18 protein-coding genes are annotated in these 20900 nt (G+C 52.5%); 11 read left to right on the top strand and 7 right to left on the bottom strand.

Going from position 1 to position 20900, the window contains the following annotated elements; translation table 11 throughout:
• Positions 1-9 precede the first annotated feature (9 nt).
• The gene (locus tag KNP68_RS06435) at positions 10-1797 is read right to left on the bottom strand and encodes a transglycosylase domain-containing protein (protein WP_236355803.1); all 1788 of its coding nucleotides are present in this window, start codon (positions 1795-1797) and stop codon (positions 10-12) included.
• 152 nt (positions 1798-1949) lie between these two features.
• On the opposite strand from KNP68_RS06435, the gene KNP68_RS06430 reads away from it, so the two are divergent.
• Genes KNP68_RS06430 through KNP68_RS06415 form a run of 4 tightly spaced genes read left to right on the top strand, consistent with a single transcriptional unit; the run spans position 1950 to position 8144 of the window.
• Positions 1950-3104, top strand: a complete 1155-nt coding sequence (locus KNP68_RS06430; protein WP_029595994.1) for a glucose-1-phosphate adenylyltransferase — start codon at positions 1950-1952, stop codon at positions 3102-3104.
• Between the two features lie 34 nt (positions 3105-3138).
• On the top strand, positions 3139-4239 hold the full coding sequence (glgD, locus tag KNP68_RS06425) for a glucose-1-phosphate adenylyltransferase subunit GlgD (RefSeq protein WP_021066734.1): 1101 nt from the start codon (positions 3139-3141) through the stop codon (positions 4237-4239).
• 10 nt (positions 4240-4249) lie between these two features.
• Entirely contained in the window at positions 4250-5689 is a 1440-nt protein-coding gene (gene glgA / locus KNP68_RS06420; protein ID WP_131472214.1) for a glycogen synthase GlgA, read from the top strand.
• Between the two features lie 22 nt (positions 5690-5711).
• Positions 5712-8144: a glycogen/starch/alpha-glucan phosphorylase gene (locus KNP68_RS06415; RefSeq protein WP_214799074.1), complete on the top strand. Its 2433-nt coding sequence runs from the start codon at positions 5712-5714 to the stop codon at positions 8142-8144.
• A 13-nt stretch (positions 8145-8157) separates the two neighbouring features.
• Here the strand turns inward: KNP68_RS06415 and KNP68_RS06410 are convergent, their stop codons facing one another.
• On the bottom strand, positions 8158-8976 hold the full coding sequence (locus KNP68_RS06410; protein ID WP_029595991.1) for a sulfurtransferase: 819 nt from the start codon (positions 8974-8976) through the stop codon (positions 8158-8160).
• Between the two features lie 99 nt (positions 8977-9075).
• On the opposite strand from KNP68_RS06410, the gene KNP68_RS06405 reads away from it, so the two are divergent.
• From KNP68_RS06405 to KNP68_RS06395, 3 genes are all read left to right on the top strand, one after another.
• Positions 9076-10803, top strand: a complete 1728-nt coding sequence (locus KNP68_RS06405) for a phospho-sugar mutase (RefSeq protein ID WP_029595990.1) — start codon at positions 9076-9078, stop codon at positions 10801-10803.
• A 125-nt stretch (positions 10804-10928) separates the two neighbouring features.
• The gene (locus tag KNP68_RS06400) at positions 10929-11687 is read left to right on the top strand and encodes a transporter substrate-binding domain-containing protein (RefSeq protein ID WP_029595989.1); all 759 of its coding nucleotides are present in this window, start codon (positions 10929-10931) and stop codon (positions 11685-11687) included.
• A complete protein-coding gene (locus KNP68_RS06395; RefSeq protein ID WP_021066728.1) occupies positions 11684-12334 on the top strand; it encodes an amino acid ABC transporter permease in 651 nt (216 codons plus the stop codon). The genes KNP68_RS06400 and KNP68_RS06395 overlap by 4 nt, the downstream gene beginning before the upstream one ends.
• A gap of 55 nt (positions 12335-12389) precedes the next feature.
• Here KNP68_RS06395 and KNP68_RS06390 read toward each other — a convergent pair whose 3' ends face one another.
• From KNP68_RS06390 to KNP68_RS06380, 3 genes are all read right to left on the bottom strand, one after another.
• Positions 12390-13226, bottom strand: coding sequence for a DUF6671 family protein (locus tag KNP68_RS06390; protein ID WP_029595988.1), 837 nt, complete (start codon positions 13224-13226; stop codon positions 12390-12392).
• A 143-nt stretch (positions 13227-13369) separates the two neighbouring features.
• Positions 13370-14470 carry an ABC transporter ATP-binding protein gene (locus tag KNP68_RS06385; RefSeq protein ID WP_021066727.1) on the bottom strand — a complete coding sequence of 367 codons (1101 nt, stop codon included), beginning with the start codon at positions 14468-14470 and terminating at the stop codon, positions 13370-13372.
• Between the two features lie 103 nt (positions 14471-14573).
• Positions 14574-15425 carry a PucR family transcriptional regulator gene (locus KNP68_RS06380; RefSeq protein WP_214755679.1) on the bottom strand — a complete coding sequence of 284 codons (852 nt, stop codon included), beginning with the start codon at positions 15423-15425 and terminating at the stop codon, positions 14574-14576.
• Positions 15426-15501: 76 nt separating this feature from the next.
• Between KNP68_RS06380 and KNP68_RS06375 the strand changes: the two genes are divergently transcribed.
• The 4 genes from KNP68_RS06375 to KNP68_RS06360 all read left to right on the top strand — a co-directional run bounded on the left by KNP68_RS06375 (position 15502) and on the right by KNP68_RS06360 (position 19460).
• Positions 15502-16593: a DUF445 domain-containing protein gene (locus KNP68_RS06375; RefSeq protein WP_131472313.1), complete on the top strand. Its 1092-nt coding sequence runs from the start codon at positions 15502-15504 to the stop codon at positions 16591-16593.
• A 35-nt stretch (positions 16594-16628) separates the two neighbouring features.
• A complete protein-coding gene (locus tag KNP68_RS06370) occupies positions 16629-17000 on the top strand; it encodes a YlbF/YmcA family competence regulator (protein ID WP_021066724.1) in 372 nt (123 codons plus the stop codon).
• Between the two features lie 130 nt (positions 17001-17130).
• Entirely contained in the window at positions 17131-18906 is a 1776-nt protein-coding gene (locus KNP68_RS06365; RefSeq protein ID WP_251130769.1) for an SLC13 family permease, read from the top strand.
• Positions 18907-18968: 62 nt separating this feature from the next.
• Positions 18969-19460 carry a hypothetical protein gene (locus tag KNP68_RS06360; RefSeq protein WP_214755681.1) on the top strand — a complete coding sequence of 164 codons (492 nt, stop codon included), beginning with the start codon at positions 18969-18971 and terminating at the stop codon, positions 19458-19460.
• A gap of 32 nt (positions 19461-19492) precedes the next feature.
• Here KNP68_RS06360 and KNP68_RS06355 read toward each other — a convergent pair whose 3' ends face one another.
• A complete protein-coding gene (locus KNP68_RS06355; RefSeq protein WP_214755682.1) occupies positions 19493-19711 on the bottom strand; it encodes a YhzD family protein in 219 nt (72 codons plus the stop codon).
• Positions 19712-19754: 43 nt separating this feature from the next.
• Positions 19755-20843 carry a DNA polymerase IV gene (gene dinB / locus KNP68_RS06350; protein WP_251128724.1) on the bottom strand — a complete coding sequence of 363 codons (1089 nt, stop codon included), beginning with the start codon at positions 20841-20843 and terminating at the stop codon, positions 19755-19757.
• Positions 20844-20900: the final 57 nt, after the last annotated feature.

The raw sequence follows: 20900 nt of genomic DNA, 5'->3' as shown, positions 1-20900 counted from the left end.
CCTGGCTTTTTAGCGATGTGCTTCCGTCCAAACGATAGCAGGATAGGCCCGGTTGGCGAGCTCCGGGAACGGCCGCGGCGTGTCGGCGCCGAGCCAGATGGCCGTGATTGACTCATCGGTCAAACCGACGTACCACATGTCTTTATGCGAGTTCGTCGTACCGGTCTTCCCGCCGATATAAGGCCCTTTGATTTGGTTGGCGTAACGTCCCGTCCCGTAAGTGGTGACAGCGGACAACGCCTCCCGCATCGTCGCGACGGTCGCTTTCGACCAGACAGCTTGCTTCGTCATGCTTGGCGTGATCGTAGCTGCGCCCGACTCGAAGCGAATCTGTTTAATCGTCTGGCCGGACACGTACACGCCTTGGTTGAGAAACGGGGTATAGGCGGCGGCAAGCTCTTTGGGCGACACGCCTTGGGTCAAACCGCCGAGTGCGCTGGCGAGACTGTTATCGCTCTTAGCGTCCCACTGGCTGAACATCATGTCCGCCGTCGTATACGCTGCCTCTTGATCGATCGCGGTGAAGGCGGCGAGCGCCGGCGTGTTGTAGGAATACGCGACCGTATCGCGGAACGATACATCACCGAGGATACGATTTCCGCTGTTCGTCGGACAATACGTCCCGTAACAGACTGGCCGACCGTCGAGGATGGTATCGAGTTTCGCTCCGGTCTCTTCTATATAGGGCGCGAACACGAGGACAGGTTTGATGGCTGACCCAGGTTGGCGGAACGCTTGCGTGGCCCGATTGAATTCACCCGATTGGGTCATCTCTGAATCGACGAGGGCGATGATGCGTCCGTTCGGCGTCAGCTCGGCGTAGCCGCCGTTCAAACCGTTCGGCAGTTTTGTCATGACTTGTTTCGCCTGTTGTTGCCGGGCGACGGACAGATGCGTCTCGATTGTCGCTTGATTGGTCGCCAAGTAGTCTCTGGCTGCTTCTTCATCGAGATCATAACGTGAGCGGACGAGTCGAATCGCCTCTTTCATGACCGTATCCATATAATCGGGATAACGGACGACGTGTTGACGGTACGTCGCCGTCAGCTTCACCCCATGATGCGTTTCATACGCTTGTCTAGATATGACGCCGGCATCACGGAGCTGGGTGAGGATTCGATCTTTGCGCTCATAGAACGATTCTGACGGATCGAGCGGATCATATAAAGATGGATTGTTCGGGATGGTTAACAGGAAAGCGATTTGATTCCAGTTCAAATCTTCGAGCGGGCGGGCGAAATACGTCTCGGCTGCTGCTTGAATCCCGTAAACGTTATGTCCGAAGAAGATGACATTGCTGTATGCTGTCATAATTTCTTTTTTACTATATTGTTTTTCAAGCGCCCGGGCGAGCAATAATTCCTTCACTTTGCGCTCATATGTCCGCTCGTGCGTCAAATAGACGTTCCGGGCGAGCTGTTGGGTGATGGTGCTGCCGCCTTGGCGCGAGGATTCATTGGCGTTATTGATGAAAGCCCGAGCGATACCACCGAGGTCATATCCCGGATGGGCGTTAAACTTGCGGTCTTCGATGGTCATGATGGCTTCACGGAGGTGGGCCGGAAAGCGCGCGACAGAGACGTCATCGCGTCGACCGTTCAAATAGAGCCGTTCCGTCCCGCCTTTGTACGTCAACGTGACGGCATGTTTCGACGCGAGCGGGGTAGCGTTGACCGTCTTTTCACCCCACGTCATAATCTGTTTCGCTTGCTCAATTTCTTCTTTTAACGCTCCGCTGATCGTCCCGCCGACGGCTAACAGTCCAGCAAAAAATAGTGTCCCAATCCACGCTCGCATCGTCTCACCTCTCTCTTTATACATTATATCGTCAATCTTTCAAAAAAATTCAAAATGTAAACGTTATCATATAATAATTTGGGCAGGAATACATTAGGAAGTAGAGAAAGAGGGTAATAGATGTTTATATTATGAATTTAGGAGGCTGTACTATGAAGCAAGAAATGGTTGCGATGCTCCTCGCAGGAGGAGAAGGGAAACGACTCGGGCCTCTCACACGGAAGACGGCAAAACCTGCTGTCAACTTTGGAGGGAAGTACCGGATCATCGATTTTCCATTATCGAACTGTACCAATTCGGGAATCACGACGGTGGGCGTGTTAACACAATATGAACCACTGGAATTGAACCGTTACCTAGGCATCGGGTCAGCCTGGGATTTGGACCGCCGCAATGGAGGCTTGGCCATCTTACCACCATACCAAGCTCAGTCGGGAAAAAACTGGTACGAAGGTACGGCCAATGCGATTTATCGGAACTTGAGCTATATCGACGACTACGATCCGGAGTACGTGTTGATCCTATCGGGGGACCACATTTACAAGATGGACTATGAGAAGATGCTCGATTTCCATAAAGAGAAACAAGCCGATGTCACAATCTCAGTCATGGAAGTTCCATGGGACGAGGCGCCACGCTTTGGGATTTTGAATACGAGCGACGATCTTCGCATCAATGAGTTCGACGAGAAGCCAGAGAAGCCGAAGAGCAACTTGGCCTCGATGGGGATTTACATCTTCAACTGGAAAGTACTTCGGGAGCATTTGATTCAAGACGCGGAAGACGAGACATCAAGTTTCGACTTCGGGAAAAACATCATTCCGAACACGCTTCTCGACGGCTTAGACGTGTTCGCTTATAAATTCAAAGGCTACTGGAAAGACGTTGGAACAATTCAATCGCTTTGGGAAGCCAACATGGACTTGCTCGAAGAAGATCCACCGTTCGACCTTTACGATCCGAACTGGAAAATCTATTCGGTCAACCCGAACCAAACACCGCAATTCATCGGGAAAGATGCGTGTGTCGAACAGTCGGTCATTAACGAAGGCTGCCAAATCGAAGGCGAGGTCCAACATTCGGTCTTGTTCTACGATGTACGTGTCGGTGAAGGCTCGCTCGTCAAAGACTCGGTCATCATGCCGGGAGCACGGATTGGAAAAGATGTAACGATTCATCGAGCAATCGTCGCGAGCTGTGCCGTCATTCAAGACGGGGCGACAGTTGGCGAGCCGGGTGGTGAGATCGTTGTCATTGAACCACATGAAAATATCGAGAGCGGCACAGTCTTCAAACAACGTGTTTGATTTAAAAAAAGACCGACGCAAGGAGGCGTTACTGTTGACGAATGATTTGTTAGGAATCATCAACTTAGGAACTGAAGAGGGTTTATTTCCTGAATTCACGGGGCACCGCAATTTAGCGGCTGTCCCGTTCTCAGGGCGTTATCGCCTAATTGACTTTACATTGACGAACATGATCACTCAAGGCATCAACCAAGTTGGTATTTTCACACTTGATAAATACCGCTCACTCATGGACCACTTGGGATCAGGGAAAGAATGGGATTTGGACCGCTCACAAGGCGGCCTGCACATCTTCCCGCCGGCACTCAAACCTGACGGAGAAGCCTATCTCGGCGATTTGGCCAACTTCTCGATGCACCGCGAACATTTTGTGCGTAGCAAGCAACCGTATGTGGTCATCACAGGTTCGAACGTGTTGACGACAATCGATTTCCAAGACATGCTCGAGCATCACAAATCGATGGGGGCGGACATCACGCTCGCCTATACAGGCCATGAACAGAAGTGTGGCTATTGCCGCCCGATCCGTCTCGGCGAGAACGATCGCGTCGTCGGCATCGGTGAGCGCGGATACAGCCCGAGCGATGAGTATACGTATACGGAGACGATCGTCATGTCGAAAAACCTGTTCCTTCGTCTCGTCGATGAAGCGACGTCAAGAGGCGAGTATGACTTGCTCGACGGTGTCATCCGTCCGCAGCTTCACCGTCTCCACGTTCACGGGTATCACTATACTGGCAAAATGCAGGTGATTCACTCTGTGCTTTCATACTATAATGAGAGTATGCGCTTACTTCGTCATGAGGGAATCATTTACGACTTCCCGCACATCTATACGAAGATTAAACATGAGCCGCCGACGCGCTATTTGAACGGGTCGAAAGTGAATGAGGCGCTCGTCGCGAACGGGTGTAAAATCAGCGGCGAAGTCCAAAACAGTATTCTCTTCCGCGGTGTCGTCGTCAGCGAACACGCCCGCGTCAAAAATTCAATCATTCTATCCAAATCGATCATCGAAGAAGGTGCTGTCGTCGAGAACGCCATTTTAGATAAAGAAGTGGTCGTCAAACGAGGACAAGTCATTCGTGGTACGGTCGATGAGCCGATCGTAATCGGAAAACGGACAACGGTGTAAGGGGGATATTATGAAAATATGGTATGTCGCTTCAGAAGCAGCACCGTTCATGAAAACGGGGGGGCTTGCCGATGTCATCGGCTCGCTCCCTCAAGCGGTGTCTAGCCTTGGTGAAGAAGTGAGTGTCATCATGCCGAAATATGGCACGATCGCTCAAGAATACGTAGATGAGATGGAGTACATGTTCGATCTGATCGTTCCGGTCGGCTGGCGCAAGCAGTTCGGTGCCGTCCTCAAGCTTGAACGCGATGGAATCACGTATTACTTCATCGACAACGAATATTACTTCAAACGAGAAGGCGTGCTCTATGGCCATTACGATGATGCCGAGCGCTTCGCATTCTTCTCTCGTGCCGTTCTCGAGATGATTGGCAAGCTCGAAGCGGAAGACGTGCCTGACGTGCTCCACTGTCATGATTGGCAGACCGGTGTCGTCCCAGCCTTCTTGCGGATCCATTATCAACATATCGAGGCGTATCAACGCATTCGTACCGTCTTTACCATCCATAACCTGCAATATCAAGGCATCTTCCCGGAAGCGGTCCTCGGCGAGCTGTTACAGTTCGGTCCGGAACACTTCACGGCGGAAGGGATTCAACATAACGGTCTCGTCAACTACATGAAGGCGGGTCTCGTCCACTCTGACCAAATCACGACGGTCAGCCCGTCGTATCGCGATGAGATCATGGAACCGTATTACGGAGAAGGGCTCGATGCGACACTCCGTTACCGGTCTGTCGACGTCCGAGGCATCTTGAACGGCCTCGATTTGGCGACGAATGATCCGAGCACGGACAAGCGCATCGCCCAGACGTACAACCTCGATACGGTCAAAGAAGGGAAGCTTGTCAACAAGCGTGAGCTTCAAGAACGGTTCGGCCTCGAGGTGCGTGACGATATCATGTTGATCGGTTTCGTCAGTCGACTCGTGGAACAAAAAGGCCTCGATTTGATTGAAGCGGTGAGTGAAGAGCTCGGGAACTTGGACTGTCAGTTCGTGTTCCTCGGGTCGGGTCAACCGGAATATGAAGGCATCGTCCATCACATGACGGCGTCGCACCCTGGCAAGGTCGGGTCGTATATCGGTTTCGATATCGAACTCGCACACTTGATTTATGCCGGATCGGACGCATTCCTCATGCCGTCCCGCTTCGAACCGTGCGGTCTCAGCCAGCTCATCTCAATGCGTTACGGGACGCTCCCAATCGTACGAGAGACGGGCGGACTGCGCGATACGGTCAAACCGTATAACGAATACACACAAGAAGGCACAGGTTTTGGTTTCTTGAACTATAACGCCCACGAGATGCTCGCGACGATCGAGAAATCGATTCGCGTCTTCTACGAGGACAACACGTGGAACGCGCTCGTCCACCAAGCGATGACCGCGGACTTTAGTTGGAAACAATCTGCGAAGCAATACCGTGAGTTGTATCACCTATTTGCATGACCGGAAGGAGTTTTACACACATATGTTTACAGACAAACAGAGCTTCGTCACTTCATTCCAAGAGAGATTTGTCGCATTAAACGGGAAGTCGTTTGATGAAGGGACCGAGCAGGAAGTGTATCAAACGTTGGCCACGATGGTGCGCGAGCAGGCAATTCCGAAATGGATCAACACCCGCGACAAGCATGAAGAAAAACAAAGTAAACAAGTCATTTATTTCTCACTTGAATTTTTGCTCGGTCGTTTTCTATACAACAATTTACTCAGTATGGACGTCCTCGAAGTCGTGCAAGAGGGACTCGATGAGCTCGGATTCAATTTCACCGATATTACCGAATATGAGCCGGAACCAGGTCTCGGTAACGGCGGTCTCGGCCGCCTAGCCGCCTGCTTCCTTGACTCGCTCGCAGCGCTTAGTCTCCCAGGACACGGGAACGGAATTCGCTACCGTTACGGCTTGTTCAAACAAAAAATCGTCGACGGCTATCAAGTCGAGTTGCCAGACAACTGGCTTCGTGACGGGAACATGTGGGAAACACGCCGAGCGGATCGCGCCATCGACGTCAATTTCGGCGGCTGGATTGAGATGCGTCAAATCGGTGACCGGCTCCGGGTCGTCCACCATCCGGACGAAGTCGTAAGGGCCGTCCCTTACGATATGCCAATCATCGGGTACAAAAACGACGTCGTCAACACGCTCCGACTTTGGAACGCCGAGTCGCCGTTTGATGATGAGGAGTATATGGAACGGACGAAAGGGTCGTATAAAGATTTGTTGAAGTATAAGCAGTCGATTGCGACCATTTCTGAATTCCTGTATCCGGACGACACGACGTACGAAGGAAAAGTGCTTCGTTTGAAGCAGCAATACTTCTTCGTCTCGGCGGGCGTCCAGTCGATGATCGCGTCTTATTTACGTCATAATAAATCCTTGAAGCACTTAGGCGACCATTATGCGGTCCATATTAACGACACGCATCCGGTCGTGGCCATTCCTGAACTCATGCGGATCTTGATGGACGATCATGGTTACGGCTGGGACGAAGCGTGGCGTGTGACGAAGAGCGTCATGTCGTTCACGAACCACACACTCCTCGCCGAGGCGCTCGAGAAGTGGCCGGTCGAGATGTATGAACGGTTATTGCCACGCATTTATCAAATCATCACGGAAATCAATCGCCGTTTCTGTAAAGACGTCCTCGTCAACTATCCGCATCTCGAGCCACATATGGGCGAGATTGCAATCGTATCGAACGAACACATCAACATGGCAAACCTTGCCGTCGTCGGTTCGCACTCGACGAACGGGGTGGCCCGGATTCATACGGACATCTTGAAGCAACGCGAAATGCGTCATTTGTACGAGATGTTCCCGCTCCGGTTCAACAACAAGACGAACGGCATCACGCATCGACGCTGGCTCCTCAAGTCGAATCCACGCCTCTCGAATTTGATTACGGATGCAATTGGTCCATCATGGATTGAACATCCGAACGATCTCGAGAAGTTGATGGGTGTCTCAAAAGATGCGAGCTTCCAAGAGCAGGTCATGAACGTGAAACAACAAAACAAACTTGACCTAGCCGGCTATATCCAAGCTGAGACGGGCATCGCCGTCGATCCGGACTCGATTTTTGACGTCCAAGTCAAACGGCTGCACGCCTATAAACGTCAATTGATGGACGCGATGCACATTCACGCGCTCTATCAAAAGATTCAAGCCGATCCAACGTTCACGATGGTCCCACGGACGTTCATCTTCGGGGCGAAGGCGGCACCAGGTTATTATTACGCCAAAGAAGTCATTCGCTATATCAACGCCCTCGCCTCGATGATCAACAATGACAAACGGGCGAGCCGCTTCATCAAGGTCGTTTTCCTCGAGAACTATCGTGTCTCGATGGCCGAGCGCATCTTCCCTGGTTCGGACTTGAGTGAACAAATCTCGACAGCGAGCTATGAGGCGTCAGGTACCGGCAATATGAAGTTCATGATGAACGGGGCGCTCACCATCGGGACGCTCGACGGGGCCAATATCGAGATTCGCGATGCGGTCGGCGACGACCACATCTTCATCTTCGGATTGACGCCGCAAGAAGTCATGAACTATAAGAAGTTCGGCGGTTACCATGCGGCCGACATCTACCATGCGAACATGGAAGTGCGCAACGTCGTCGACGCGCTCGTCAACGGGACGTTCGACAGGGTCGGGGAATACCAATTCCAAGCAATCTTTGATTCGCTTCTCGTCTATAATGACGACTTCCTCGTCTTGAAAGATTTCGCGTCATACATGCAGGCACAGCGTCGTGTCGATGAAGTATTCGCCGACAAGGCACGCTGGGCCGAGAGTTCGATCGTCAATACGGCCAAATCGGGTATCTTCTCGAGTGACCGGACGATCACAGAATATGCGAACGCCGTTTGGAACATTAAACCGACGAGCGTCAAATAAAAAAATCCACCCGTTACGGGTGGACCTTGTTTTCTGGATAACTAATCCAATCAGAGTAAGAGCCGGGGTACAGACGCACATCGTCTTTACCGAGGGCGTGTAGCGCCAAAATGTTGACGCAGGCGGTGACCCCGCTCCCGCAATAAAAGATGGGATTCGGGACATCGAGGACGTCGGCATAATGCTCTTTCAAATCGTGGAAGTCTTGAAGCGTCCCTAAGTCGGTGACGGCCTCGGTATAGGGACAGAGCACGGCGTTCGGGATATGCCCGGGCTTGCGGTCAATCGGTTCATGGCTGCCGTCGTAACGGTCGGCCGTTCTTGAATCGTATAACCCACCAGTGACGGTGGCGGCGCGCACGTCTTCAATCGTCGCGATCATCTCGTCTTGGAAGACGGGTGTATAGTCGGAAACGGGATAGGACGGGACGTCTGTCGTCGTCTCCCCACAGTAAGTGATGCCGGATTGGATGCCGCCTTCGAGCACGATGACGCGCTCATGGCCGGCCCACTTGAATAACCACCACGCACGAGCGGCGAACGGGAAGCCGTCGTCGTAGATGATGACCAAGTCATCGCGTTGAATCCCGATGCGGCGGAGCGTTTCGGTCCATGCCTGTTTAGACGGCAGCGGATGGCGTCCGCCGTGCTCGGACAACGGTCCGGACAAGTCTTCCATCAAATCAAGGAAGACGGCGTTAGGCAGATGTCCTTGTCGATACGCATACTTTCCGTATGAGGCGTCGTTTAATGAATAGCGGCAATCAATGAAGCGGATCGAGTCCGTATGGACGATGTGTTTCAATTCTTGGGCACGCATAGTTGGAAACATAGTATCACCTCGAAGTTTCGTTACTCCCATCGTATACAAGATGGAACAAATTGGCGAGTACTTCGATTGAATTTTTGAATGTCGAAAGGGGAACTGACCATGACATGGCAACAGACATATGACCGATGGAAACAACACGAGGCGCTCGAGCCGCATTTGCGCGCCGAACTCGAGGTGCTCGAGCAAGACGAGACATCACTCGAGGATGCCTTCTATAAGACGCTCGAATTCGGGACGGGCGGTATGCGCGGTGAAATCGGTCCAGGGGCAAACCGAATGAACATCTATACAATCCGTAAGGCATCGCAAGGCTTTGCCGATTTTATCGCCGCGTCAGGGGAAGAAGCGAAACGTCACGGCGTCGTCATCGCCCACGACTCACGTCACTTCTCGCCAGAGTTTGCGCTCGAGGCGGCACGCACACTCGCTTCGAACGGGATTAAGACATACTTGTTCCCGAGTTTGCGGGCGACGCCAGAGTTATCATTCGCCGTCCGTCACTTGAACGCCTTCGGCGGCATCGTCATCACGGCGAGCCACAACCCGCCGGAATATAACGGCTTCAAAGTGTATGGCGCCGACGGTGGACAATTGCCACCGGCCGAAGCCGATGAGCTCGTCTCGTACGTCAATGCCATCGAAGATGAATTGAAGATTGACGTCAAAGATGAGGCACCGCTTCGGTCCGAGGGCACACTCGTCACGGTCGATGCGTCGGTCGATGCGGCATACATGGAAGCTCTCCAATCGATTCGGATTCATACGGACGTCCAAGGCGATCCGCTCAAAATCGTCTATTCACCACTCCATGGGACGGGACGTCGCCCGGTCATGGAAGGATTGAAAGCATATGGGTTCGAACACGTCACCATCGTCGACGAACAGGCTGAGCCGGACGGGGCATTCCCGACGGTCAGTTATCCGAACCCGGAAGAACGAGCTGCCTTCGAGCTCGCGATGCAGTACGGCGACCGCGTCGGGGCCGACTTGCTCATGGCTACGGACCCAGACGCCGACCGTGTCGGCTTCACGGTCCGTGACCGCAATGGCGAATGGTTCGTCTTGACGGGGAACCAGACCGGGGCGCTTCTCATGGATTACATTTTGTCTCAAAAAGTGGAGACTGGGACGCTTCCGACGAACGGCTTCGTCGCGAAGACGATCGTCACATCAGAACTCGGGGCGGCCATCGCCAAGGCGTATGGGGTCCACCTCGAGAACACGCTCACCGGTTTCAAATTCATCGGCGAGAAAATCAAGCAGTATGAAGAGTCGGGCCAGTACCAGTTCTTATTCGGTTACGAAGAGAGCTACGGTTATTTGATTGGAGACTTCTGCCGCGACAAAGATGCCGTCCAGGCGTGCTTGCTCGGCGCCGAGATGGCGGCTTTCCATAAACAGCACGGGCGCACGTTGTACGATGCCCTCCAAGCCGTCTATGAGAAGTATGGCTTCTACGAGGAGTCGCTCCAATCGATGACGTTGAAAGGAAAGGCCGGTCTCGAACAAATCGGTCGAATGATGGAGGCGTTCCGCGCCAATCCGCCACAAGAAGTCGGGGGCTACGAAGTCGTCCGCTTCGAGGATTACAAGCAACAAGTCGCGAAAAACTTGCAGCAAGGCGAGACGGAAGCAATCGAGTTGCCATCGTCGAACGTACTCAAATTCATCTTCGAGGACGGCTCATGGTTCTGCCTGCGTCCGTCTGGGACCGAACCGAAAATCAAATTCTATTTCAGTGTCCACGCCGATAGCGCGGAGAAAACGACAGTGAAACGGGAAGCGATTGAACGTGATGTTATGAAGCAAGCGAAAGCAATCGATTAATTGACGACACCGCCCTGACGAGGGTGGTGTCTTTTGTTTGACAAGATATGCCCCCCTCAGTATGATGAGTGTATTGTTCATAACCATGTAATCATATACGGATTATCAGGAAGGCGGAAATTACCATGAAAAAATCATTAACAGCAGTACTTGCAATCGGAGCATCGTTCGGGGTGCTCGCGGCTTGCGGGACAGAGACAGACAGCGGCTCAGAAGAAGCCGTCATCACAGTCGGGACAGAAGCGACGTACCCGCCATTCACGTACAAAGACAAAGGTGAAATCACAGGGTATGACATCGATGTATTGAACGAAGCGGCCGAGCGTGCCGGTTACACGGTCGAATACGAGCCAATGGACTTCAAAGGACTCGTACCGGCCCTCGACGCAGAACGCATCGACATGATTGCCAACCAAATGAGTATCACGCCAGAACGTGAAGAGAAATACGCGTTCTCAACTCCGTACGCGGTATCAGGTGCGCAAGTCATCGTCGCTTCGGACAACGAAGACATTCAAGGCATCGATGACCTCGACGGCAAAGTCGTCGGCTCGACACAAGGTTCAGTCTACGCGCAGCTCGCTGAAGAAGCCGGTGCTGAAGTGAAGTTCTACAAAGGCGCGAACCAAGTGCTCCAAGACCTTCAAGTCGGACGTCTCGATGCGGCACTCAACGACCGTCTCTTCATCTTGACGGAGCTTGAGAAGACAGGTTACGACGTGAAAGCGGTCGGAGACGTCTTCAATAAGAGTGAAGCGGGCTACATGACACGTCAAGACTCAGACGTGCTCGACAAGTTGGACGACGCGTTAGCTGAGATGCAAGAAGACGGCACGATGGCTGAGATCGGTGAGAAGTACTTCGGTGAGGACATCAGTCAATGAGTGAACTGATCACGACCGTCATCGAGAACCGTTCGGCCTATATCGAAGCCGTACAATTGACGTTGATCGCCAGTATCCTGTCGATTCTCCTCGCCTTGGTGCTCGGTCTGATCATCGCTGTCTTACACAGCAGCCCTGTCAAAGTCGTTCGTTTGTTCACTCGTACGTATATCTCGTTCTTCCGGGGCACACCGCTCCTCTTGCAACTTCTCATCCTGTACGTCGGTCTGACCGGTTTCGTCCAGTTGAGCGGGATGCAGGCGCTCATTTTCGGGTTAGGCCTTCACTTTGCGGCCTATATCTCGGAAGCGTTCCGCGCGGCCATCAATTCGGTCGATCGCGGGCAAGTCGAGGCGAGCGTCGCCCTTGGGATCCCGCGTGCGAAGCGCTTCAAGGATATCATCTTCCCACAGGCGCTATCGCGTGCAATCCCACCGGTGTCCAACTCGGTCATCGATATCATCAAATCGACGTCACTCGGTTCGGTCATCGCGGTGCAGGAGTTGACATACGTCTCGGACCAAATCGCAGCGACGACGTATCTCGTCATGCCGCTTCTCTTATTCTCGGCGTCGATCTATTGGATTTTATCGACGCTCATCCAAGCAGGACAGCATCGGCTTGAACGTCGCTACGCGATTCGTTAACCAAAAAAGCAGCCATGATTTCTCCTTATGGGGAGATAGCAGGCTGCTTTTTTTATTAGGGATTACACACATCACAATATCTTGGAGATGTGTATAAATCTCCAAGATATTCGGTTTGTTGATACTTACAAGTCGAGCAGGCATAAACATGTTGCATTATTTGTTTTGTGGGAGTATGGCATTGCTCGCATAATTGACCAGGTACTTTGCGGACGATACGGAAGCCCGGTGTGCCACAGGATGGGCAGAGTGAGTTTGCCTGTTCAATGAGTTGCCTCGTCGCGCTCTCAATATTTTTCATTCGAGTTGGGTTGGCATACGCCCGCATGTCTGTCTCGATAAAGACCTGTCGATTCGTTGACTTATTAAAACAGTATGTAAAAGCTTCTTTTAATAGCGATTCACTGGTGATGTCTTTTAGCATAATGGATGAATGTTCATCATCTGATCGGAGAATCACATGATGATCTGGAAAACCAACTTTATTAACAAACTGCAGTGCAGAAGGGTAATCTTGAACGATTGTATGACTGAAGTTTGTGTCGAGTCCTTCATAATAACCATGTAATTCAAGCTCTAATTCGTCATCTTGCAGTAATACCAGTTCAGTATTCCAAGGAATGGGCGCGAGAGGATGGAATCCGAATGTGCCTTCGCTCGCTACCCCGACATGATGATTGGTCAGTTCCAGACCCCTAGTCGCTTTTTTTCTTGCTGTATCAAATTGAGATTGTTTTCGACTGATTTCCCGTGTGAATGTTCCGAATTGATCAGTGTCGAGCGGACTCACGTGTACGTTGCATCCGAATGCGTCCTCAAGGAGAGGTTTGATAACTTTTTCTTTTTGGTGAATTGTCACCAATAGCACATCTCGATCTTTTAAATAATTCATAAATGGTTTCCTTTCTAAGCAAATCAGAGTCCTTATAAAGACTATAAAGGAATAATTCACGCAGTGTAAACGCCTATGGAATAGTATGAAATAAAAAAGAAGTGAACCGTATGTATACGGTTCACTTCAACATATCGTAGTGCTTAACGGATGACGAGTTCTGTCTCCGTGTCGAAGAAGTGAGCTTTCGTCATATCGAGTGCGAGTGTGACATCGTCACCCATGTGGATGTTCGAACGTCCATCGATCCGTGCCGTGAACTGGTGGCCACCGAGTTCAGCGTACAAGTACGACTCAGCGCCCATGAGCTCGGCAACGTCGATGTGCGTGCGGAACGTGTGCGTCGTTGGCGAGTCGATGTAGATTGGCTCATCGTGAATCGATTCTGGACGGATTCCGAGCACGAGTTCTTTGCCGACGTAACCGCGGTCACGAAGACCTTTCATTTTGCCTTCAGGGACGTTGATTTCTTCGCCGCCGACGAGGAACTTCCCATCAGCCAATTTTCCGCGGAAGAAGTTCATCGAAGGTGATCCGATGAAGCCGGCTACGAAGATGTTGTCTGGGTTTTCGTATACTTCTTTTGGCGAACCGACTTGTTGGATGATTCCGTCTTTCATGATGACGATCCGAGTCGCGAGTGTCATCGCTTCCGTTTGGTCATGGGTAACGTAAATCGTCGTCGTGTCGAGACGGTTGTGCAACTGGATGATTTCCTTACGCATTTGAACGCGAAGCTTGGCATCCAAGTTTGAGAGCGGCTCATCCATCAAGAACACTTTGGCATCACGAACGATGGCACGGCCGATGGCGACACGTTGACGCTGACCACCAGAGAGTGCTTTCGGCTTACGTTGAAGGTATTCTTCAAGTCCGAGGATACGGGCCGCATCTTGGACGCGACGGTCGATTTCATCTTTCGGGAACTTGCGAAGTTTCAAACCGAACGCCATGTTGTCATAAACACTCATGTGCGGGTAAAGTGCATAGTTTTGGAAGACCATGGCGATGTCGCGGTCTTTCGGTGCGACGTCGTTCATGCGCTTGCCGTCGATGATGAAGTCGCCGCTCGAGATTTCTTCGAGTCCTGCGATCATACGGAGCGTCGTCGATTTACCACAACCTGAAGGTCCGACGAAGACGATGAATTCGCGGTCTTTGATGTGCAAGTTGAAATCGCTGACTGCCTTCGAGTCACCACCATCGTATATTTTATCAATGTGATTTAATTGAATTTCTGCCATGTCGTTAGCCTCCTGGGAATCTGTTCTTGTATAATAGCGCTTACAAGACTGATTATACGATGAAACCGCTTGCATCGAATATGTACACGTTGCACAAAAACGATTACTCAGATTTGTGCAACGTGACAATCAATTGGAGCAGACCGGCATCGTAGAACTGCCTAGCGTCATAACCGGTCGCTTCGTAGAGCCGATCGAGCCGATAGTTGAGCGTATTTCGATGCATGAATAACGCCTTGGCCGTGTGCGATACGTTCAACGAGTGGGCGAACAACGCCTCCAATAAATCGATCGTCGTCTTATCGAGTGACGCGACGACAGGGGCCGTCAGACGGGGACGTACATCAAAAGTCTCATGGCGTTGTAGTAAATAATGGTATAATAATTGACTAGCAGGGTAAGCTTTAGTAGAGAGCTTGGCGAGTGGGAGTAGCGCCTGATGCTGGTGATAAAGTGGCGCAAGGTCACCGAGCGGACGTGCGCTATAGACGACATGCGCCTCGACGTAACAATCGCTCGCGATCGCCCGCAAGACGTCTTCGAACTCGGTCAGCTCGACGAACTGATCGGTCTCAATGATTTCAACGTGAGACCGGGTCATGAGAACAATCTCTGCTTCAGGCATAAAGTCAGCTAACACGTCTAAAAATTGTTCGAGTGCCTCAGGGTCTTGATAATGCAGGACGAGCGACATGAGACGGAACGGCCGGTCGAACCGGTACGCATCGGTGAGTAGACGGTCCTGCCATTTGGCTTGTCGTGGGTCGAGTCTTGTCAGGAGTGGGGTGGCGAACCATTCAAGCAGCTGTCGCTCACGCTCCGTCAGCTCCAGTTTAGGGAGACCGAAGACCGTGCCGTCCTGGGCTTGATACCAGCGAACGTCACTGGACGCTTCTTCGGACCGATGGACAGCCATCGGGAAAATCGATTTAATTCGTTCAAACGTAGTCAACACAATCACCTCTTCAATAAATGTATCATATTTCAGATCGGAGGCAGACAGTTTGGAGAGTCTAGTCAAAGTATTCATTATGATCGCCATCGGTGCGACAATCGGGGGAGTGACCAACTTCCTCGCCATCAAAATGTTATTCCGGCCCCATCACCCTAAATATATTGGGAACATGCGCGTCCCGTTCACGCCAGGCTTGATCCCGAAACGGCGCGATGAGTTGGCGACGAGCCTCGGTAAGACCGTCGTCAAACACTTGTTGACCCCGGAAGGGATGCGTAAGCGCCTGCTCGATGAACAGGTCGGTGGCCACATCACGTATTACGTCCAAGGTGAGGTGCGGACGATGCTGCGCTCGGATCAGACGATTCGATCGCTCATCGAACCACTTTATCCGGATGCCGAGACTCGTGTCTTGGCAGAAGCGGACACGAAGCTCCGCCAAGAGCTCCGGCTCGTCCTCGCAGATGTGAAGACGCGTAAACTGTATGAGATTCTCGGTGAAGACGGCATGGACCGCGTCCGGGGCATCATTCCGGAGATTGTCGATACCTTGCTCGTCAAGTCGGAGGAGTATTTCTATTCCGTCGAGGGTGAGGCCCAACTTCGACACATGGTCGACTCGTTCGTCCAGCGTCGGCTTGGATTCATCGCCGGTTTCGTCCAGAACTTGAATTTTGTCGAGATGATTCGACCGGAGATTATCAATATCCTCCGCGGCGGCTCGACGCGATCGGGTATGGCGGAAATGATTACACGTGAGTTCGAACGGTTCAGCGAACGGTCGGTCGATACGTTGCTTGACGACCGTCTAGAGGAACGGTTGATTGACGGTGTGACGACGGAAGTCGTCTCGCGCTTGCCGGTCGGGGAGTTGCTCGATCGAACGGTCCACTCGTACACACGGGACATTGAAGACCGCGTCGTCGACGAGCTCGTCCCGGCTGGAGTACGACTCGTCATTACGCGCTTCACGGATCAAATGGAGACGATCATGGACCGCCTCAAAATCGACCAAATCGTGCAAGAGCAGGTGAGCTCGCTCGATACATCGTACCTCGAAGAGATTGTTCTCTCAATCTCGAAACGAGAGTTCCGGGCAATAACATGGCTTGGCGCCTTGTTAGGTGGTATGATTGGGTTGATTCAAGGGTTGATTGCCATCATTTAAGAGGCACGCCCTAATAGTATTTAGGAGGACGTCACATGTCACAAACAAACTTGTACGATCATGCTTACCAATTGGAAAAAGCACTTCGCGATTCTGAGGAGTTCACAAATCTCTCTTCACTATACGACCGTGTCAATGCGGATGCAGAAGCGAACCAGTTATTCGCTGACTTCCGTGACATCCAAATGACCCTTCAACAGAAGCAGATGCAAGGCGAAGAAATCTCTGAACAAGAGATGATGGACGCGCAAACGAAAATGATGGGCGTTCAACAGAACGAATTGATCATGGAGCTCATGCAAGAAGAGCAACGCATGCATCAACTCGTCACAGAAGTGACGAAAATCATCATGAAGCCACTTGAAGAGCTTTACGCTCCAATGGTCAATGATCACGAAGTTCAATAAGACGTGATGCGGATGGCAATCGAGCCATCCGTTTTTTTGTTGCCAAGATTGTCACCCACTTTATGATAACGCTTACATGATGCGTGGTATAGTAAGCTTGTAGAAACTTTCACAAGGAAGGGTGGACGTGATGGTCACCTTGGTGATTTTAACGATCATGATTATCGGGTTTATTGGAGGCTGGCTCCGAGCCGACTTGGTTGCGCTCATCGGTCTCTTGTTGCTCGTCTTGACGAATCAATTGACGCCGGTCGAAGCGATGGCCGGTTTTTCGAATTCGGTCGTGCTCATGATCGCCGGACTGTTCATTGTGGGGGCCGGCCTATTTCACACAGGTTTGGCCGAACGGTTAGGTGCTGCGCTTATCCCGTTCGCAAAAGGGAGTGAGGTGCGTCTTTTTCTCGTCTTGATGGTCACGGTGACCTTGTTGTCGAGTCTCATGTCGAATACGGGGACGGTCGCCTTATTGATTCCGGTCGTCCTCGCCATGTCGAGACAGATGGGGACGAGTCCTGCCAAACTGTTGATGCCGCTCGCGTTCTTCTCGAGTATCGGCGGAACGATGACGCTGATTGGGACGCCGCCGAACCTGGTGGCGGCTGAGACGTTACGGAACACGTCCGCTGGCACGCTCGGTTTTTTCGCGCTCTTACCGATTGGGCTCGTCATGGCAGTCGTCGGGCTGTTCTATTTCTACGTCATCGGCAATCGATTGCTCGGTACGAGCGATGTGCGCGCCGCGACGATGCCACGCTTGGCGGTGCCGCACGTGAGCCTATTCGCCTTATCCCTTTCGAAAGGGCACCCTTTAATCGGGCGGACGCTCCGCGACGTCAATTGGTCACGAGACGGTCTAATCGTCGTCGGCGAACAACAAAAAGGCATGACGCACCGCTTTGTCACGGCACGTGCGGATACGCGTCTCACTGAAGGTCAAGTGTATGTCAGCGGAGCAGAGGCGGATGTCCGGCGAATTGCCGGAAGGGAAGGGGTGACGGTGGAACACGTCGACTTGAAGGCCGTCTACGGGAAAGATAGCGGCGTTGCCGTCTTCACCATCCCAACGGATAGCCCGCTCGTCGGTCGTTGTTTATCGGATAGTCACTTGCGCAACGAATATCGGTTGAACGTGCTTCAAGTCATCCGTCCGAACGAAGAGATTGCCATCACGCGATTGAAAGATGTTTCGCTCGAGCGCGGAGATATGCTCGTCGCGCAAGGGGAGTGGAGCGATTTAGAGCGAGCTGGGGACGAGACGTCCCTGTTGCTCGCCAATGAGCGGGTGACCGATGTCGCGAACCGGGCCGTGTCCGAGCGTCATCAGCTGGCAGCGGGTCTCATCATGCTCATGATGGTCACGCTCCTTGTCTTCGAGTGGGTCGACCCGACCGTGGCGGTATGGCTCGCAGCACTGGCCATGGTGCTCACCGGAGCCGTGCGGCATATGGATGTCGCCTATGACTCGATTCAGTGGTCATCGTTGTTATTGATTGCCGCGATGATTCCCGTCGGTCAAGCACTCGACAATGCCGGGATTATGGCCTGGCTCGTCACGTGGATCAGCGACTCGTTCGGTCAAGCCGGACCGGTCTGGGTGCTCGTCGCCATCTTCCTCGCGACGATGGCGCTCAGTCAAATCATCTCGAACACGGCGACGGCCGTCTTGTTCGCACCGCTCGCCGTATCACTCGCCGCGGCACTTCAAGTGAGTCCGGTCCCATTCGTCGTCGCCGTCGCGATTGCAGCCTCGCTCGCGTTCATGACCCCGTTCGGTTCGCCGACGAATGCGATGGTGTTCGGAATCGGCGGCTACCGTTTCTTTGATTTCGTCAAAGTCGGCTTGCCGTTGCAAGTAGTGACAGCGGTCATTGCGATTTTCACGATCTTACTCATCTTTCCGTTTTGAAGGACATGTTGATTTATCTGCCTAATATGTAAAAAAATGCTAAATAATGAGGTGGAGAAACGATGTGGAAACGAATCGGAATCATTGTATGTGCCCTGCTGCTTGCAGCCTGCTCGAATGAGAGCGAACAGCCGGCACCGACGCTCGGGGCGGATGCCAAAGTGGCCAAGGCGTACTTAGAGGAGCAAGGCTATGACGTCGTCTCTTATAGAGGGAATAGAACGTCGAGTTTTGAAAAGGAAGATCTGCTTGAGTTGCCAACGCAAAGTACGTGGCAAGTCCAGACGCCGCCGCCGGATGACTATATCGGACGTGACATTCGACATGAGTACTTTATCGTCCGCGACCATCCGCTCGATGATGTTGCAGAACTCGGCCAGACGAACGTCTCGGTCATGATGGTGGACGGCGAGATCATCGGCGGGACGTCATATCCGGATTCGGCCGAGCCGCTCGTCGGCAGTGCGTACTCGCTAGACGGCAAGACGGTGGAAGAGCTGCATCCCGATTACATGGAGTGGCGCAGCGAGTGGGAAGCCAAATATAGCGAATGAACAAGCGCCTCGGGATTCCCGAGGCGCTTCTGTTATGAGGCCGTGCCTTTCAGTTTTCCTGGCAGTTTACAGCGCTCGAAGTAGATCAGTTGGCCGCGACGTGCGATGCGGGCCCCTTTATGGAGGTGCCCGGCTTCCTCAAGCAACGTGAGTCCTTTCGTTTTCGCCTCGTCATTGCTTGCCGCAGTAAATGAATCGTTCAAGACGACCGTGCCGTCGTTCTCGAACGCTGTGATCGTATACTGTTCCATCCGTTCGCCCCCCTTTACTTCCATTGTACTGAATGACCATTCATTATTCAAGCGAAGGTTTCGTCAGCTCCTCGAACGTGAGCTGACGCGCCGTCTCAGTACGGGGAATCAAATCGGACACCGTCATCCCGATCAAGCGGACCGGTTCAGTGATCGCCATCTCGTCGAACAGGCGGCGGGCGAGCCGTTTAATCTCGTCGTGGTCGTGCGTCGGATGGTTCAGTTTGATTTGGTGGCTCCGGGCCTGGAACTCGCTCGTCTTGATTTTAATCGTCACCGTCTGGCAACTGAGTTCGCGTCGGTCGAGTTGATGGAGCACGTCTTCGATTTCCGGGACGACCCGTTCATACACTTCTTCCGGGTCATCGAGGTCGAACGCGAACGTCGTCTCGGAGCCAATCGATTTTTGTTCCCGCGTCGGGACGACGGGACGGTTATCACGACCGGACGCGAGTTCATATAGTTGGCTCCCGCGGTCGAATCCGAAAATGGCCTTCAGTTGTTCAGGTTGCGCACGCTGTAAATCGGCAATCGTATGGTAGCCGTGCTTGAACAGTGTTTGGGCCGTCACTTTACCGACCCCGTGCATCGTCGTGATCGGGAGCGGGGCGAGGAACGACTCGACATCGGCTGCTTCGACGACAGTCAGTCCGTTCGGTTTGTTGAATCCTGAGGCGATCTTGGCCACGAACTTCGACGGGGCGACTCCGGCCGAGGCCGTCAGTCCCGTCCGGCGTTTGATTTCCCCGAGGATATAGCGCGCGATATAAGGGCCGGACGTGCTCATGAGTGTGTTCTCGGTCACATCCAAATAGGCCTCGTCGAGCGAGAGCGGTTCAACGAGCGGCGTGATAGACTTGAAAATCGCCATCACTTGTTGGCTGACGTGCCGATAAACGTGAAAGCGCGGTTTGACGAACGTCGCCTGAGGACAGAGCGCAAACGCACGCCGTGACGACATGGCGCTGTGCACCCCGTATTTTCTCGCCTCATACGAACAGGTGGCGACCACACCACGGCTGTGGGGGGCGCCACCGACGATGACAGGCTTATCACGTAAATCAGGACGGTCCCGCTGTTCGACCGAGGCGTAAAACGCGTCCATATCAACGTGGATAATCAATCGTTCCATGTACATCACCTTTCTATGGCAGCTGCTCCTTTCAGTATACCGAACTTTTGTTCGTTT

It is taken from the genome of Exiguobacterium sp. s50 (assembly GCF_018618175.1).
In the GTDB taxonomy this organism is placed as follows: Bacteria; Bacillota; Bacilli; order Exiguobacteriales; family Exiguobacteriaceae; genus Exiguobacterium; species Exiguobacterium chiriqhucha.
The sequence above is the reverse complement of the archived record's forward strand: the minus strand, read 5'-3'. Positions and strand labels throughout refer to the sequence as shown.